We start from the raw sequence: 13049 nt of genomic DNA, 5'->3' as shown, positions 1-13049 counted from the left end.
GGCACAATGCCGATAATTGTCGTCGAGTATCGCGCGTGATGCGTTAGGTTTCAATTAACGCTAATTCACGCGCGATATTTAAGCTATTAGCCCTTCAAAACATTCAGAAGGGTTTCGCCAATTTTGGCTGGTGAGCGGCTCACATTGATGCCCGCTTCTTCCATTGCCGCAATCTTGTCTTCCGCGCCGCCTTTGCCGCCAGAAATAACCGCGCCAGCGTGGCCCATTGTTCGGCCAGGAGGAGCAGTTAGACCCGCAATAAAGCCAGCCATTGGCTTCGAGCGGCCCTTTTTGGCTTCATCCATAATAAACTGAGCTGCTTCTTCTTCTGCAGAGCCCCCAATTTCACCGATCATGATGATGCTTTCCGTGGCATCATCCGCCAAGAACATTTCCAGCATATCGATAAATTCAGTGCCCTTAACTGGGTCACCGCCAATACCAACAGCTGTTGTTTGGCCAAGGCCTGCATTTGTGGTTTGGAACACGGCTTCATAGGTCAATGTACCTGAGCGTGAAACAATACCCACAGAACCCTTTTGGAAAATGTTACCCGGCATAATACCGATTTTACATTCTTCAGGGGTTAGAACGCCTGGGCAGTTCGGGCCGATCAAACGTGAGTTTGATTTCGCCAATGCCGCGTTTACTTTCACCATGTCCAAAACGGGCACGCCTTCAGTAATACAAACGATCAGCTCAACTTCGGCTTCGATCGCTTCCAAAATTGCAGCAGCTGCGCCAGCAGGTGGCACATAGATCACAGATGCATTTGCGCCGGTTTGCTCTTTACCTTCAGCAACCGTTGCAAAAATCGGCAACTCTGTGCCATCAACGCCTGAGGTCCAGTTTGTGCCGCCCTTTTTTGGGTGTGTGCCGCCAACCATTTGAGTGCCATGATAGGCAAGCGCCTGCTCAGTGTGGAACGTGCCGGTTTTACCGGTTAGCCCTTGCACCAAGACTTTCGTGTCTTTGTTTATCAGAATAGACATGCTTTATCCTAAAGTCGTTTGAGGTCGGTAACCGTAAGTTCGCTATCCACATTACCAGTGTTCAAAGTGGTTGAAGGTTCAACCATCAAAACAACAGGCTCATGGGTTAGTGAACGAGGTCTGTGTTCAACAGTCCGCGGCACCACCAAAAAATCACCTTCACCAAGTTCGACCGCGCCATCTCTAAAGTCGATGGCAATACGACCGCTCAATACCAAGAAACCTTCATCTTCATTCTCATGTGAATGCCAATCAAACTCAGCGCCAAATTTTGCAATTTTGACCTGACTTTCATTGATGTCCCCTGCAATGTGAGGATCGAACACTTTGTCAATTTTCTCATTTGCAGCAGAAACTAAGTTGATCTTTCTTGGTGGCACGAACTACGATCCCTTCACTGCAGCAACAATTTTTTGCGCTGCATCATCAAGGTCATCAGCTGGAATAACGTTCAGGCCGCTCTCAGAAATGAGCTTCTTGCCTTCAGCTACTTTGGTGCCTTCCAATCGCACAACAAGCGGCACTTCAAGTCCCACTTCTTTAACCGCCGTCAGAACACCTTCCGCGATCACATCACAGCGCATAATGCCGCCGAAAATGTTTACGAGAATGCCCTTAACGCTTGGGTCTGCTGTGATGATCTTAAACGCTGCTGTTACTTTTTCAGCGTTCGCGCCACCACCAACATCTAGGAAGTTTGCAGGCTCCTCGCCGTACAATTTGATGATGTCCATTGTCGACATCGCCAAACCAGCGCCGTTCACCATGCAACCGATTGTGCCGTCCAAAGCGATATAGGCAAGATCATATTTACTTGCTTCGATCTCTTTCTCGTCTTCTTCGGTAAGGTCGCGCAATTCAGCAATATCCGGGTGACGGAACATCGCATTATTGTCGAAGGAAACCTTGGCATCCAACACACGCAAATGACCGTCTTTCATCACGATCAGCGGGTTGATTTCCAACATGGCCATGTCGGTTTCAAGGAATGCCTTGTAAAGAATTGGGAAAAGCTCCATCCCATCATCTTTTGCGACACCGTCAAGATCCAATGCGGCGCAAATTTTGGCGGCATCGTCTGCCGTTACGCCCGTATCTGGATCAATCGGCAAAGTGTGGATTTTCTCCGGTGTTGCTTCCGCAACCGCTTCGATATCCATCCCGCCTTCTGTTGAAACAACAAATGCCACGCGGCCAGTTGTACGATCAACAAGAACGGAGAGATAAAGCTCTCGCTCAATGTCCGCGCCATCTTCGATGTACAATTGGTTGACTTGCTTGCCGGCAGGACCGGTTTGCTTTGTCACCAATGTTTTGCCGAGCATTTCGTCAACATGAGACTGCATTTCGTCCATTGAAAATGCCAAACGAACGCCACCTTTGGCGTCTTCTGGCAATTCTTTAAACTTGCCTTTACCCCGGCCACCAGCATGAATTTGGCTTTTAACAACCCACAATGGGCCACCAAGTTCTTCAGCTGCTGCTTTGGCTTCATCTTTAGAAAAGATAGGAATACCTTTGGCAATCGGCGCACCAAAGGAGGCCAATAGTTTCTTGGCCTGATATTCATGAATGTTCATCGCGTCACTCCACCTTGGTTAGCGATATTGTTCTATGATGCGTCTAATTACGCCAGTTTTGGCGCGATCTTCTTACAAGCTTCAACAAGACCTTCAACTGAACCAACTGACTTATCAAATTGGCCTTGTTCCGCCTTACTCAATGAAACTTCAACAACCCGTTCAACACCATCAGCGCCAATTACTACAGGAACACCCACATACATTCCCTTAACGCCGAACTCGCCTTTCAAATAAGCAGCAGACGGTAGAACGCGCTTTTGGTCTTTTAAGTAGCTTTCTGCCATTGCAATCGCAGACGCCGCTGGTGCGTAAAACGCAGAACCGGTTTTAAGCAATCCAACAATTTCAGCACCGCCATCACGGGTGCGTTGAACGATTTCTTCAAGACGCTCTTTAGTGATCCAGCCCATTTTCACAAGGTCAGTCAACGGCACGCCACCAACTGTTGAATAACGGGTTAGCGGCACCATTGTGTCGCCATGTCCGCCCATCACAAAGGCTGAAACATCTTTGATCGACACGTTAAATTCGTCAGCAATGAAGTGTTTGAAACGTGAGCTGTCCAAAACACCGGCCATGCCGACAACCTTGTTTGCTGGCAAACCAGAAAAACGCTGCAAAGCCCAAACCATCGCATCAAGCGGGTTCGTGATACAGATCACAAATGCGTCTGGCGCATATTTTGCGATACCGGCACCAACTTGCTCCATGACTTTTAGGTTGATTTCCAACAAGTCGTCACGGCTCATGCCAGGCTTGCGTGGAACACCCGCAGTAACAATAACGACGTCTGATCCTGCAATATCTTTATATTCAGACGTGCCTTTAAGATTGCTGTCAAAACCGTCAACTGCAGAAGTTTGCGCCAAGTCGAGCGCCTTACCCTGTGGAACGCCGTCAACAATGTCGAACAAAACAACATCACCGAGTTCCTTTGAAGCGGCCAAATGCGCCAGCGTACCACCGATTTGACCTGCACCGATCAAGGCAATTTTTTTGCGAGCCATGTATGAAGTTTCCCTATAGGTAAAGTGAGATTAATCCTGATCTTCCTTACCCCCATAGTTTCCCCCACGCAAGTAAGGCGTTCGTCTAAGGAATTATACATTTGGGGTAGAGTGTGGCAGGCCGCCCAAGCAGCCTATTCCGCTGCATCTTTGCGCGGGGCAGCCAGATAGTCTTTCGACTGCATTTCAATTAGCCGGGATATGGTGCGCTGAAACTCAAAAGCCGTTTTGTCATCAAGACTTAACGCATCCAACTCCAACTCAAACGAGGCGACCAACTTGTCCCCCCGATCATAGAGCGTATCGATCAACAGGATGAACCTTTTGGCCGCATCCGATCGAGCCCGATCAAACCGAGGCACGCCCTCGATCACAAAAGTATGAAAGTGATGTGAGAGCCGCAAATAGTCTCGCGCACCCAATGGAGCTTCGCATAGCTCTTTAAACCCGAATCGCGCTGCGCCGGTAAAGTGTCGCTGTACAACAAATTCACGCCCCATCAGATCAATGATTTTAGGCGCAGCCTCAACGCCACCGGTCAATGTGTCCCAAGCTTGATCAAGTCCAATACGGGTTTCGTTCTCCGGGCCGAAGAAATAAACTGGCTGGGTTTCTAATTTCTGACGGCGATAATCCGTTTCTGATGCGAGATTAAGCACGTCCGCATGTTCAAGAAGCAGATCAATGAATGGCAAAAAGAGCTGTCGGTTGAGACCATTTTTGTAAAGCAATTCTGGCACGACATTGCTGGTCGCTACAACGACGATGCCTGCTTCAAATAGTCGTTCAAACAAACGCTTTAACAACATCGCATCTGTGATGTCATTGACGTGAAACTCGTCAAAACACAAAAGCTTCACAGAGGCGATTATGGGCGCAACGACAAATGGAATGGGATCGCCAGACTTTTCAGCATCCTTGCTTTTGCGAAATGTGGAAATTCGGTCATGCACTTCGTCCATAAATTCATGGAAATGCACACGCTGTTTTTTGGGCTCGTTCACCGCGTCAAAAAACATATCCATCAACAAGGTTTTGCCCCGACCAACATCGCCCCAAATGTACAATCCCTTGACGGGGGAAGCAGCCTTGCGGCCAATCAATTTCGAAATAAATGAGGGGGCGGGCTTTTCAACATCCAAAGCAACACGGACATGATCCAGTGCCTGAACGCATTTGGCTTGTTGTTGATCTGGGTGCAACACCCCATCAGAGACAAGCTGACTATAGGTTGCACCAACACTGCCCGTTGAAACATCCAATTGAACAATGTCAGGCTCAGCTTTCATTAGCCGACCATCGAGATGCCCTGGCCACCAACCATAGTGCCGACAAAACGATCGCCATTTTGCAACAAGGCACCAATGAGCTGACCAGCTTCATTAAACAATTGAACTTGGCTACCTGCAAGTTGCCACGAACTCACAGCTGCAACTGCTGGCACGACACAGCCCGGCGAAGACGCACGATAGCGGCCAGTAGAGCCTTTTGCTGATTGGGTCAGATTAAGTCGGCAATTTTCCTCGCCGCTCTGAACAGTCCAAACACCCAACAGCTTTAGCACTGTTATGGGGCCAGTAAGGTCGCGACCCGCAACATTTGTGTTGGTGTCCAAATCATCCAAAGAAACAAATGATGGGTCACTGTCGCCAAACAGGTTCTCAGCGCTGCCATCAATTCGCCCATCCGTAAATGTCGGGTCGCCATTGGCTGCCGTTTGCGTCGGTGTGCTTCCATCGGCGCCTACCGGTGGCAATGTCGACTTGTTTACCGAACCACTATTCACTGGCGTAAGTTGCTCAGGGGGCTGAGAAGAACGCGCAGTGCGCGATGCAAATGGGGATGATGTTGACGTACATGCAGCAAGAACCAACAGCGCGCACATCGCACTGCTCAACATGAACGGTTTAACCACAAATTTCATCAATTCATCCCTCGTGAGATCATAGTTGTGCCAAATTAAAGGAAATATCTTAAAAGCCCTTCAACTTCGGCAAGTTTTCAGTCTGCGTTGTGCGCCAAAGATTGTGGCAAACGTGCGGCAACCCTGCCTTAAACCGAACCAAAGTGATCAAATTTTTGAAAATTGGGCCTATTGCGCCAAAATATCGGCCAAAAGCGCTTCGGCCAAAATTTTTGCGTCTTCCGCTTCTTCCTCAGGTACCTGAATAGCAATCCCGTCGGGGCCAGCCATACCGCCCATACCAGAAAGCCCAATATCAGTGCCTTCAATTGGGTGAAAGCCATGGCCCTTAAGAGCCGGAATGAGAACGCGGGCATACGCCACGTCCTCAACCTTAATAATGGTTTTAACACCCATATTTCATCCCAACCAGAAAGCTAAAGCCTAAACGCGGCGTTCAACCATCATTTTCTTAATTTCACCAATGGCCTTAGCCGGGTTCAACCCTTTAGGACACGTGTTAGCGCAATTCATGATGGTATGGCAGCGATATAGACGGAACGGATCTTCCAAATCGTCCAAACGTTCGCCCGTAGCTTCGTCACGGCTATCGATCAACCAACGATAGGCTTGCAACAAAACAGCTGGGCCTAAATAACGGTCGCCATTCCACCAATAGCTTGGGCACGAAGTCGAGCAACAAGCGCAAAGAATACACTCATAAAGACCATCGAGTTTCTCGCGGTCCTCACGCGCCTGCAACCATTCAGAACGTGGTTCAGGCGATTTGGTTTTAAGCCATGGCTCAATCGAGCGGTGCTGGGCATAAAAGTTAGTGAGATCCGGCACCAAATCTTTAACGACAGGCATATGGGGCAAAGGATAGATGGCAATCGCACCCTTAAACTCGTCCATACCCTTGGTACAAGCCAGGGTGTTCATGCCGCCAACATTCATCGCGCAAGAGCCGCAAATTCCTTCGCGGCAAGAGCGGCGCAAAGTCAATGTGGGGTCAATTTTGTCTTTGATGTACAAAAGAGCGTCCAAAACCATTGGGCCGCAATCATCTAGATCAACAAAAAATGTATCGATACGTGGGTTTTCACCACTGTCCGGGTCAAAGCGGTAAATGTGAAATTCACGCACATTGTCGCCAGCAGGCTTTGGCCAAATCTTGCCCTTTGTCGGCTGAGAATTTTTTGGCAAGGTCAGTTGTACCATTGACTGGTGCTCCCAATATTATCCATATAATTGCCGCTTTTCTTTGCGAATGACCAGCTTCAACCCCGACCAAACCGCATCCACGGCACATACTTTCACGTCCACTAAGTCAAAGGCCAGCGCCTCAGCGCGAACCACATCCTCGGTGACATCTGTTTCAACTTTCGCGGCCTTTTTCGGCCACGAAATCCAAATCATACCATTTGGAACCAACAGGTTTTGCAACCTTTCCAATTGGTCATTTAACTCGTCGTGAGATTTGGTGAACCCATGGATCACATCAAATCCCTTTGTTTGGTCTGCCAATTGGTCCCAATCACACTCAACCAATTCGCGAAATTGACGTGCGCTGCGTAGGTTCTGCTGCGCTTCAGCCAAATTTACAAACAATATTCTTTGCCCATCCTTAAGCCCCAATTTCTTGGGCAATGGTGTGCCAGAATAACCTGTTTGCTCAACCAAACTTTACCACCTCTTCAAATGGGCCTTCACAACGTTGCCATTCGCCAAAGTAAAGACACCCCGATAAAGGCTTCTGCCGACCTTATCGAATTCACCAATATTGGCGCCTGATCCATCAACCAATATAATCACGTCGCCGACGGTACCGCCGGTCGGACGCCATGCAACGATATTGCTCATATCCGGATGACATTCAGCAATCGTCTTAAAGGCGTAATTGTATGTGCCCAATTTTGCTGATTTCAGATCAACGTAACAGTGTCGGTCGCCATCTTTTGTGTCGTCATAGTCTTGAATATGCCAAGGCCCGCCAAAGGCAAATTGGGTGGCCTGCTTGGGCAATTCTTTATATTCAACATCATGCGACTTTGTAGTCGTCTTTTCCCCGTCGACCCATGTTGTTGAGCTTGACCAAGTTTCAACACGCTGCGTGCCATCCGGTGCTTCAGTTGTCGTGCAAGCGCTTAAGCCCACCAACAATGTCAGTCCCAATGTTATGTTACACAGCTTTTGCATCACCCTCTCCTAGTAAACCCGCGCTTTTGGCGCGATTTTTTCAAGGTCAACTTCCTCAGTCAACGGATCAACGTGAACGCCACGATAGCTGAGTTCAACATCGCCATTTTCACTCAGACGTGAAATGGAATGCTTACGCCACACTTTGTCGTCGCGATCTGGATAATCTTCACGGGCATGCGCACCGCGGCTTTCCTGCCGTGCTTCGGCTGAAACCACAGTGGTCACCGCATTGGCCATCAAGTTTTCAAGCTCCAGTGTCTCCACCAAATCCGTATTCCAGATCATTGAATGATCGTGAACCTTGACGTCCGCCATTTCCTTAAAGATCGAGGTCATGCGCTTTACACCAGATTGAAGCGTTTCTTCTGTCCGGAACACCGCTGCATCTTCTTGCATGGTGCGCTGCATTTTATCGCGCAATTGAGCGGTTGGTGTTGCGCCACTTGCATAACGCAGGCGATCCAAACGATCCAAAGCCTTTTCTTCACTTGCAGGGTTCACATCTGGCACCGGCGAAGCTGCATCAACAACCTTACCAGCTTTGATCGCCGCGGCACGGCCAAACACCACAAGGTCAATTAGCGAGTTCGAACCCAAACGGTTCGCCCCATGCACAGAAGCACAACCTGCTTCACCCACTGCCATAAGGCCGGGAACAATCGCTTCGCTGTCATCTTTGGTTGGGTTGAGCACCTCACCCCAATAATTGGTCGGAATGCCGCCCATATTATAGTGAACTGTTGGGATAACCGGAATTGGCTCTTTCGTGAGATCAACGCCAGCAAACACTTTCGCGCTTTCGGTAATGCCCGGCAAACGCTCTGCCAAAACCGCAGGATCAAGATGATCAAGGTGCAAATAGATATGATCTTTATTTGGACCAACACCGCGGCCTTCGCGAATTTCCATCGTCATACAACGCGAAACAACATCGCGAGACGCCAAGTCCTTCGCGTTTGGCGCATAACGCTCCATAAAGCGCTCACCTTCTGAGTTGGTGACATAACCACCTTCCCCGCGCGCACCTTCAGTGATCAGAACACCCGCGCCGTAAATACCGGTCGGGTGGAATTGAACAAATTCCATATCCTGAAGCGGCAAGCCAGCCCGTGCAACCATGCCGCCGCCATCACCTGTGCAGGTGTGTGCAGAAGTTGCCGAGAAATAGGCGCGACCATAACCGCCCGTTGCCAAGACAGTTTGTTTGGCGCGGAAACGGTGAATGGTACCATCGTCAAGTTTCCAAGCGATAACGCCGATACATTCGCCGTCTTCGCTCATCAGCAAATCAGTGGCGAAATATTCGATGAAAAACTCTGCGTTATTGCGCAGAGACTGTCCGTAAAGCGTGTGCAGAATCGCGTGGCCTGTCCGGTCAGCCGCCGCGCAGGTGCGCTGTACTGGCGGGCCTTCACCAAAATTTTGCATGTGGCCACCAAATGGCCGCTGATAGATTTTTCCTTCTTCGGTACGTGAGAACGGAACACCATAATGCTCCAACTCATAAACCGCAGCTGGCGCCTCTCGTGCGAGATATTCCATCGCGTCGTTATCGCCCAGCCAGTCAGACCCTTTGACCGTGTCATACATATGCCACTGCCAGCTGTCCGGGCCCATATTGCTCAACGAAGCGGCGATGCCACCTTGCGCTGCAACGGTGTGCGAACGTGTTGGGAAAACCTTTGAAATACAGGCGGTGCGCAGACCCTGCTCAGCCATGCCAAGCGTTGCGCGCAACCCAGCGCCACCAGCGCCAACAACGACCACGTCAAATTCGTGGTCGACAATCTCATAACTACCTTTGCGTGCCATCAGTTCTTAGCCCCCGAAACTGAGTTTAAGAAGCGAAACAACTGCAACTGCAGCGACGCCATATGAAAAGAAAGTGTTCAAAAGAACGAGGGAGACCTTTAGGCCTTCACCATGCACATAATCCTCAATCACCACCTGCAGTCCAAGGCGCATATGGATGGACGCGCTCACAATCATCAAAATGGATAGCGCGGTGATGATAGGATTAGAAAAAGTTGCGACCATTTGTGCCCGGTCAGCACCAATAAGGCTGATCACCAACCAAACAAAAAACAACATGAGCGGCACATTGGCCACCGCAGTCATCCGTTGAACCCAGAAATGCTCAGTACCTTCCTTGGCAGAACCAAGGCCCGTCACCCGACTTAGCGGCGTACGAAAACTCATATCAGACCTCCAAAGGTTCTATATTAGAAAGAGCCAAACAATGGCTGTGAGAACAACAGAGCCGCCAATGGTGAGCCAGCCCATCAAATAGCGTTCTTCGCCATACCCTTTGCCCATATCCCAGACAAAATGGCGCAAGCCGCCAAGCATATGGTGGAATAGGGACCATGTGTAACCAAGCAGAATGAGACGCCCAAACCAGTGGTTGAAAAAGCCCTGCGCGAGATCAAATGCGCCGTCGCCCATGGCGGCTGCAGCAAACCACCACGCCACAAGTGCGGTACCGAAATAAAGCGCTGTCCCCGTGATCCGGTGTACAATTGACATCACCATGGTGATCTCAGACTTATAAATCATAAGGTGTGGGGAGAGAGGACGATTTGGTTCAGCCATTGCGACAGGGCCTCTTGATCTTTTTGCGTTGCACCTAAACCTGCGCAATTTGCACTTATTCAGGCGTAAAATATGTACCGTTCAATTTGAGATTCGTCAAAACAAACGGCCTAGTTCTTAAGTCGAGCGACCATAGCTTACCTATTGGTAACCAAAAGTTAACTCTAAGCCAGTTGCCTGCACACTCAATAGTCTGTCAAGGCTTTGTCCATATCAAATGGCTGATCTGCCACTTCTTTTGTCATCGCTTGGCCACAACGCATGACATTTTGTGCTGCATCAAATGCATATTTGGGTTCGCCGTATAACTCCCAGCCTTCAGTCAATGCTTTTGCGACACGCTTGCAGAATTGGGCGTCATCATTGTTCGTGACAAAACGATAAATCTTCACTTGTCTGTTCCTTGATCAAATTTTGTAGATTGCAAATGACACAAATCGCAAGCCATTACAAATTTGCATACCAATTGCTACTTTACGCGCATTGAAAAATTTGAATTTTACATGTAGTTGAAAAACCATGAAAAGCTTTCCAACAAAACTGCTCGACGGCTATCATGAATTCATAGATGGCCGTTTCCAAACCGAACGCGAAAAAATTCGCGATCTGGCCGACAAAGGCCAAAGCCCTTCCACCATGATTATTGCCTGTTGCGACAGTCGCGCCGCGCCTGAAATGATCTTCAGCTCTCACCCCGGTGAACTGTTTGTGGTTCGAAACGTCGCAAACCTGGTGCCAGAATACGCGCCTGACGGTCGTCACCACTCCACGTCCGCAGCGATTGAGTTTGCTGTGAAAGGCCTTGGTGTTTCGAACATTGTTGTTATGGGTCATGGCCGATGTGGCGGCATTCAAGCCGCGCTCACCGCTTCAGAAGGCAACAAGCTTGATGATGGTGATTTTATTGGCAAATGGATGAGCCAACTTGCCCCGGTTGCCGAGCAAGTCGCCGCCGCTGGCATGATGACAAACTCCGAGCGTCAAACAGCGCTTGAACGCGTCAGTGTGCGCCAATCTATCCAAAGCCTGCGCACTTTCCCCTATATCAACGAACTTGTTGAAGCCGGGACATTGGAGCTTCACGGCGCTTGGTTTGACATTTCAACGGCTGAATTATGGGTGATGGACAATGAAACGGGCGACTTTGCACGCCCCGATAAGTCTTAAGTTTCGGCCTGCCAACGATAGAGCCGATCGGGGAGATTTTCTTCATTATCCCCGTCGGTTTCACGTACACACGTAAAGCCGTTCTTTTCATAAAAAGAACGGCCAGCCCAATTTTGTTGGAAACACCAAAGCTCAACCCATTCGCGCCGTTGTTTCACCTTTGCCAGCAAGGTCTCGCCAATTCCCTGCCGGCGAAAATCTGGATCAAGGTAGAGATGCGCAATCCAGCCATCAAGGTCCACAACAAATCCCAAAATCGCATCTTCGTTTACCGCCACATCAATTGTGCCTCGGGCGAACATATCTTGCATATGCGCTAAGTCTTGTTCTGGCGAATATAGGATAGGCAAAAACGGCAATGCCACCTGGCGCGAGCGCAGGAATAATTGGGCAATCTCTTTGAGGTCATGTTGTGTTGCTGCGCGTGTTTCAATCATAATGTATCTTTATCATCTAAGGCGAAGTTGCACGCAAAAAAGAAGCCGAGCAATTGCCCGGCTACTCAACTCGTTCTGAACGACAATGTTTAGGCGGCTTTGTTGATCAACCCACGCTGAATAATGCTCTCAGCGATCTGAATTGTGTTCAACGCTGCGCCTTTGCGTAGATTGTCAGAAACAACCCAGATATTTAGACCATTTTCGACCGTTGCGTCCTCGCGAATGCGGCTCACATAGGTTGCATCTTCGCCTGCCGCTTCAACCGGGGTCACATAACCACCGTCTTCGCGGCTATCAACAACTGCAACGCCAGGTGCTTCACGCAAAATGTTGCGTGCTTCATCCGCGGTGATTTCATTTTCGAATTCAATGTTCACGGCTTCCGAGTGGCCGACAAAAACCGGCACACGCACCGCGGTGCAAGTCACTTTGATTTTCGGGTCGAGCATTTTTTTGGTCTCGGCCAAAACTTTCCACTCTTCCTTGGTGTAGCCATCTTCCATAAAGACATCGATATGGGGGATCACATTAAACGCGATTTGCTTCGTGAAAACAGAAGGGGTTGGTTGGTCGGTGACAAACACACCTTTAGTTTGGTTCCACAATTCGTCTGACGCTTCTTTGCCGGAGCCCGAAACGGACTGATAAGTCGACACCACAATACGCTTGATGTTTGCGTGGTCATGCAACGGCTTAAGCGCCACCACCAACTGTGCTGTGGAGCAGTTCGGGTTCGCGATAATGTTCATCTTGTCGTTGAGCGCCATGTAGGTGTCCAACACGTCGCCATTCACTTCTGGCACAATCAACGGCACGTCTTGGTGGTAACGCCATGCAGAGGAGTTATCGATGACGATGCAGCCCTGTGCGCCGATTTTTGGTGCCCATTTCTCTGAAATAGAACCACCCGCAGACATGAATGCAAAATCGGTGCCGGTAAAATCAAAATGCTGCAAGTCTTTGCATTTCAACGTTTTGTCGCCAAATGAAACTTCACGGCCCACTGAGCGAGATGAAGCGATCGCAATCACTTCGTCAGCGGGAAACCCACGTTCAGCCAAAATTGAAAGCATTTCGCGACCGACATTACCTGTCGCGCCGACAACCGCTACCTTATAACCCATAATCGTTTGATCCTTGTCTTCACCCCCCGCGCAACCTTG

At 49.4% G+C, this 13049-nt stretch carries 17 protein-coding genes; 1 reads left to right on the top strand and 16 read right to left on the bottom strand.

The genetic code is table 11. The features are described from left to right. Positions 1–86: 86 nt before the first annotated feature. The 14 genes from sucD to AC2D8L_RS12665 form a co-directional block, all read right to left on the bottom strand. Positions 87–992, bottom strand: a complete 906-nt coding sequence (gene sucD / locus AC2D8L_RS12730; protein ID WP_484685859.1) for a succinate--CoA ligase subunit alpha — start codon at positions 990–992, stop codon at positions 87–89. Between the two features lie 8 nt (positions 993–1000). After that, a complete protein-coding gene (locus AC2D8L_RS12725; protein ID WP_484685858.1) occupies positions 1001–1372 on the bottom strand; it encodes a cupin domain-containing protein in 372 nt (123 codons plus the stop codon). A 3-nt stretch (positions 1373–1375) separates the two neighbouring features. Beyond that, entirely contained in the window at positions 1376–2572 is a 1197-nt protein-coding gene (gene sucC, locus AC2D8L_RS12720; RefSeq protein WP_484685857.1) for an ADP-forming succinate--CoA ligase subunit beta, read from the bottom strand. A gap of 47 nt (positions 2573–2619) precedes the next feature. Next, positions 2620–3582 carry a malate dehydrogenase gene (gene mdh, locus AC2D8L_RS12715; RefSeq protein ID WP_484685856.1) on the bottom strand — a complete coding sequence of 321 codons (963 nt, stop codon included), beginning with the start codon at positions 3580–3582 and terminating at the stop codon, positions 2620–2622. 134 nt (positions 3583–3716) lie between these two features. Next, on the bottom strand, positions 3717–4871 hold the full coding sequence (gene zapE / locus AC2D8L_RS12710) for a cell division protein ZapE (RefSeq protein ID WP_484685855.1): 1155 nt from the start codon (positions 4869–4871) through the stop codon (positions 3717–3719). Then, positions 4871–5506, bottom strand: coding sequence for an AprI/Inh family metalloprotease inhibitor (locus AC2D8L_RS12705; protein ID WP_484685854.1), 636 nt, complete (start codon positions 5504–5506; stop codon positions 4871–4873). Before AC2D8L_RS12705 ends, zapE begins: the two co-directional genes overlap by 1 nt. Before the next feature lie 168 nt (positions 5507–5674). Continuing rightward, the gene (locus tag AC2D8L_RS12700) at positions 5675–5902 is read right to left on the bottom strand and encodes a hypothetical protein (RefSeq protein WP_484685853.1); all 228 of its coding nucleotides are present in this window, start codon (positions 5900–5902) and stop codon (positions 5675–5677) included. 27 nt (positions 5903–5929) lie between these two features. Then, entirely contained in the window at positions 5930–6706 is a 777-nt protein-coding gene (locus AC2D8L_RS12695; RefSeq protein WP_484685852.1) for a succinate dehydrogenase iron-sulfur subunit, read from the bottom strand. Between the two features lie 18 nt (positions 6707–6724). Further along, complete coding sequence (locus AC2D8L_RS12690) at positions 6725–7168, bottom strand: DUF3052 domain-containing protein (protein WP_484685851.1); 444 nt, start codon at positions 7166–7168, stop codon at positions 6725–6727. A gap of 3 nt (positions 7169–7171) precedes the next feature. Beyond that, positions 7172–7684: an AprI/Inh family metalloprotease inhibitor gene (locus tag AC2D8L_RS12685; RefSeq protein WP_484685850.1), complete on the bottom strand. Its 513-nt coding sequence runs from the start codon at positions 7682–7684 to the stop codon at positions 7172–7174. A gap of 9 nt (positions 7685–7693) precedes the next feature. Continuing rightward, on the bottom strand, positions 7694–9499 hold the full coding sequence (sdhA, locus tag AC2D8L_RS12680; protein ID WP_484685849.1) for a succinate dehydrogenase flavoprotein subunit: 1806 nt from the start codon (positions 9497–9499) through the stop codon (positions 7694–7696). 6 nt (positions 9500–9505) lie between these two features. Next, on the bottom strand, positions 9506–9886 hold the full coding sequence (gene sdhD, locus AC2D8L_RS12675; RefSeq protein WP_484685848.1) for a succinate dehydrogenase, hydrophobic membrane anchor protein: 381 nt from the start codon (positions 9884–9886) through the stop codon (positions 9506–9508). A gap of 18 nt (positions 9887–9904) precedes the next feature. Further along, positions 9905–10279, bottom strand: a complete 375-nt coding sequence (gene sdhC, locus AC2D8L_RS12670; RefSeq protein WP_484685847.1) for a succinate dehydrogenase, cytochrome b556 subunit — start codon at positions 10277–10279, stop codon at positions 9905–9907. A gap of 185 nt (positions 10280–10464) precedes the next feature. After that, on the bottom strand, positions 10465–10671 hold the full coding sequence (locus AC2D8L_RS12665) for a DUF1737 domain-containing protein (RefSeq protein ID WP_484685846.1): 207 nt from the start codon (positions 10669–10671) through the stop codon (positions 10465–10467). A gap of 127 nt (positions 10672–10798) precedes the next feature. Between AC2D8L_RS12665 and AC2D8L_RS12660 the strand changes: the two genes are divergently transcribed. Next, entirely contained in the window at positions 10799–11446 is a 648-nt protein-coding gene (locus tag AC2D8L_RS12660) for a carbonic anhydrase (RefSeq protein WP_484685845.1), read from the top strand. Here the strand turns inward: AC2D8L_RS12660 and AC2D8L_RS12655 are convergent. Together AC2D8L_RS12655 and AC2D8L_RS12650 are read right to left on the bottom strand one after the other, a co-directional pair. Then, positions 11443–11883, bottom strand: coding sequence for a GNAT family N-acetyltransferase (locus AC2D8L_RS12655; protein ID WP_484685844.1), 441 nt, complete (start codon positions 11881–11883; stop codon positions 11443–11445). The genes AC2D8L_RS12660 and AC2D8L_RS12655 overlap by 4 nt on opposite strands. Positions 11884–11972: 89 nt before the next feature. Next, the gene (locus tag AC2D8L_RS12650; RefSeq protein WP_484685843.1) at positions 11973–13010 is read right to left on the bottom strand and encodes an aspartate-semialdehyde dehydrogenase; all 1038 of its coding nucleotides are present in this window, start codon (positions 13008–13010) and stop codon (positions 11973–11975) included. Between the last annotated feature and the right edge of the window lie 39 nt (positions 13011–13049).

The organism is Maritalea sp. YIW29 (assembly GCF_057219265.1).
The sequence above is the reverse complement of the archived record's forward strand: the minus strand, read 5'-3'. Positions and strand labels throughout refer to the sequence as shown.

What these genes read in the sequence shown, in the direction of transcription:
- sucD (WP_484685859.1), bottom strand. Translation starts at nt 992, where the DNA reads ATGTCTATTCTGATAAACAAAGACACGAAAGTCTTGGTGCAAGGGCTA.
- sucC (WP_484685857.1), bottom strand. Translation starts at nt 2,572, where the DNA reads ATGAACATTCATGAATATCAGGCCAAGAAACTATTGGCCTCCTTTGGT.
- mdh (WP_484685856.1), bottom strand. Translation starts at nt 3,582, where the DNA reads ATGGCTCGCAAAAAAATTGCCTTGATCGGTGCAGGTCAAATCGGTGGT.
- zapE (WP_484685855.1), bottom strand. Translation starts at nt 4,871, where the DNA reads ATGAAAGCTGAGCCTGACATTGTTCAATTGGATGTTTCAACGGGCAGT.
- AC2D8L_RS12705 (WP_484685854.1), bottom strand. Translation starts at nt 5,506, where the DNA reads ATGAAATTTGTGGTTAAACCGTTCATGTTGAGCAGTGCGATGTGCGCG.
- AC2D8L_RS12700 (WP_484685853.1), bottom strand. Translation starts at nt 5,902, where the DNA reads ATGGGTGTTAAAACCATTATTAAGGTTGAGGACGTGGCGTATGCCCGC.
- AC2D8L_RS12695 (WP_484685852.1), bottom strand. Translation starts at nt 6,706, where the DNA reads ATGGTACAACTGACCTTGCCAAAAAATTCTCAGCCGACAAAGGGCAAG.
- AC2D8L_RS12685 (WP_484685850.1), bottom strand. Translation starts at nt 7,684, where the DNA reads ATGCAAAAGCTGTGTAACATAACATTGGGACTGACATTGTTGGTGGGC.
- sdhA (WP_484685849.1), bottom strand. Translation starts at nt 9,499, where the DNA reads ATGGCACGCAAAGGTAGTTATGAGATTGTCGACCACGAATTTGACGTG.
- sdhD (WP_484685848.1), bottom strand. Translation starts at nt 9,886, where the DNA reads ATGAGTTTTCGTACGCCGCTAAGTCGGGTGACGGGCCTTGGTTCTGCC.
- sdhC (WP_484685847.1), bottom strand. Translation starts at nt 10,279, where the DNA reads ATGGCTGAACCAAATCGTCCTCTCTCCCCACACCTTATGATTTATAAG.
- AC2D8L_RS12660 (WP_484685845.1), top strand. Translation starts at nt 10,799, where the DNA reads ATGAAAAGCTTTCCAACAAAACTGCTCGACGGCTATCATGAATTCATA.
- AC2D8L_RS12655 (WP_484685844.1), bottom strand. Translation starts at nt 11,883, where the DNA reads ATGATTGAAACACGCGCAGCAACACAACATGACCTCAAAGAGATTGCC.
- AC2D8L_RS12650 (WP_484685843.1), bottom strand. Translation starts at nt 13,010, where the DNA reads ATGGGTTATAAGGTAGCGGTTGTCGGCGCGACAGGTAATGTCGGTCGC.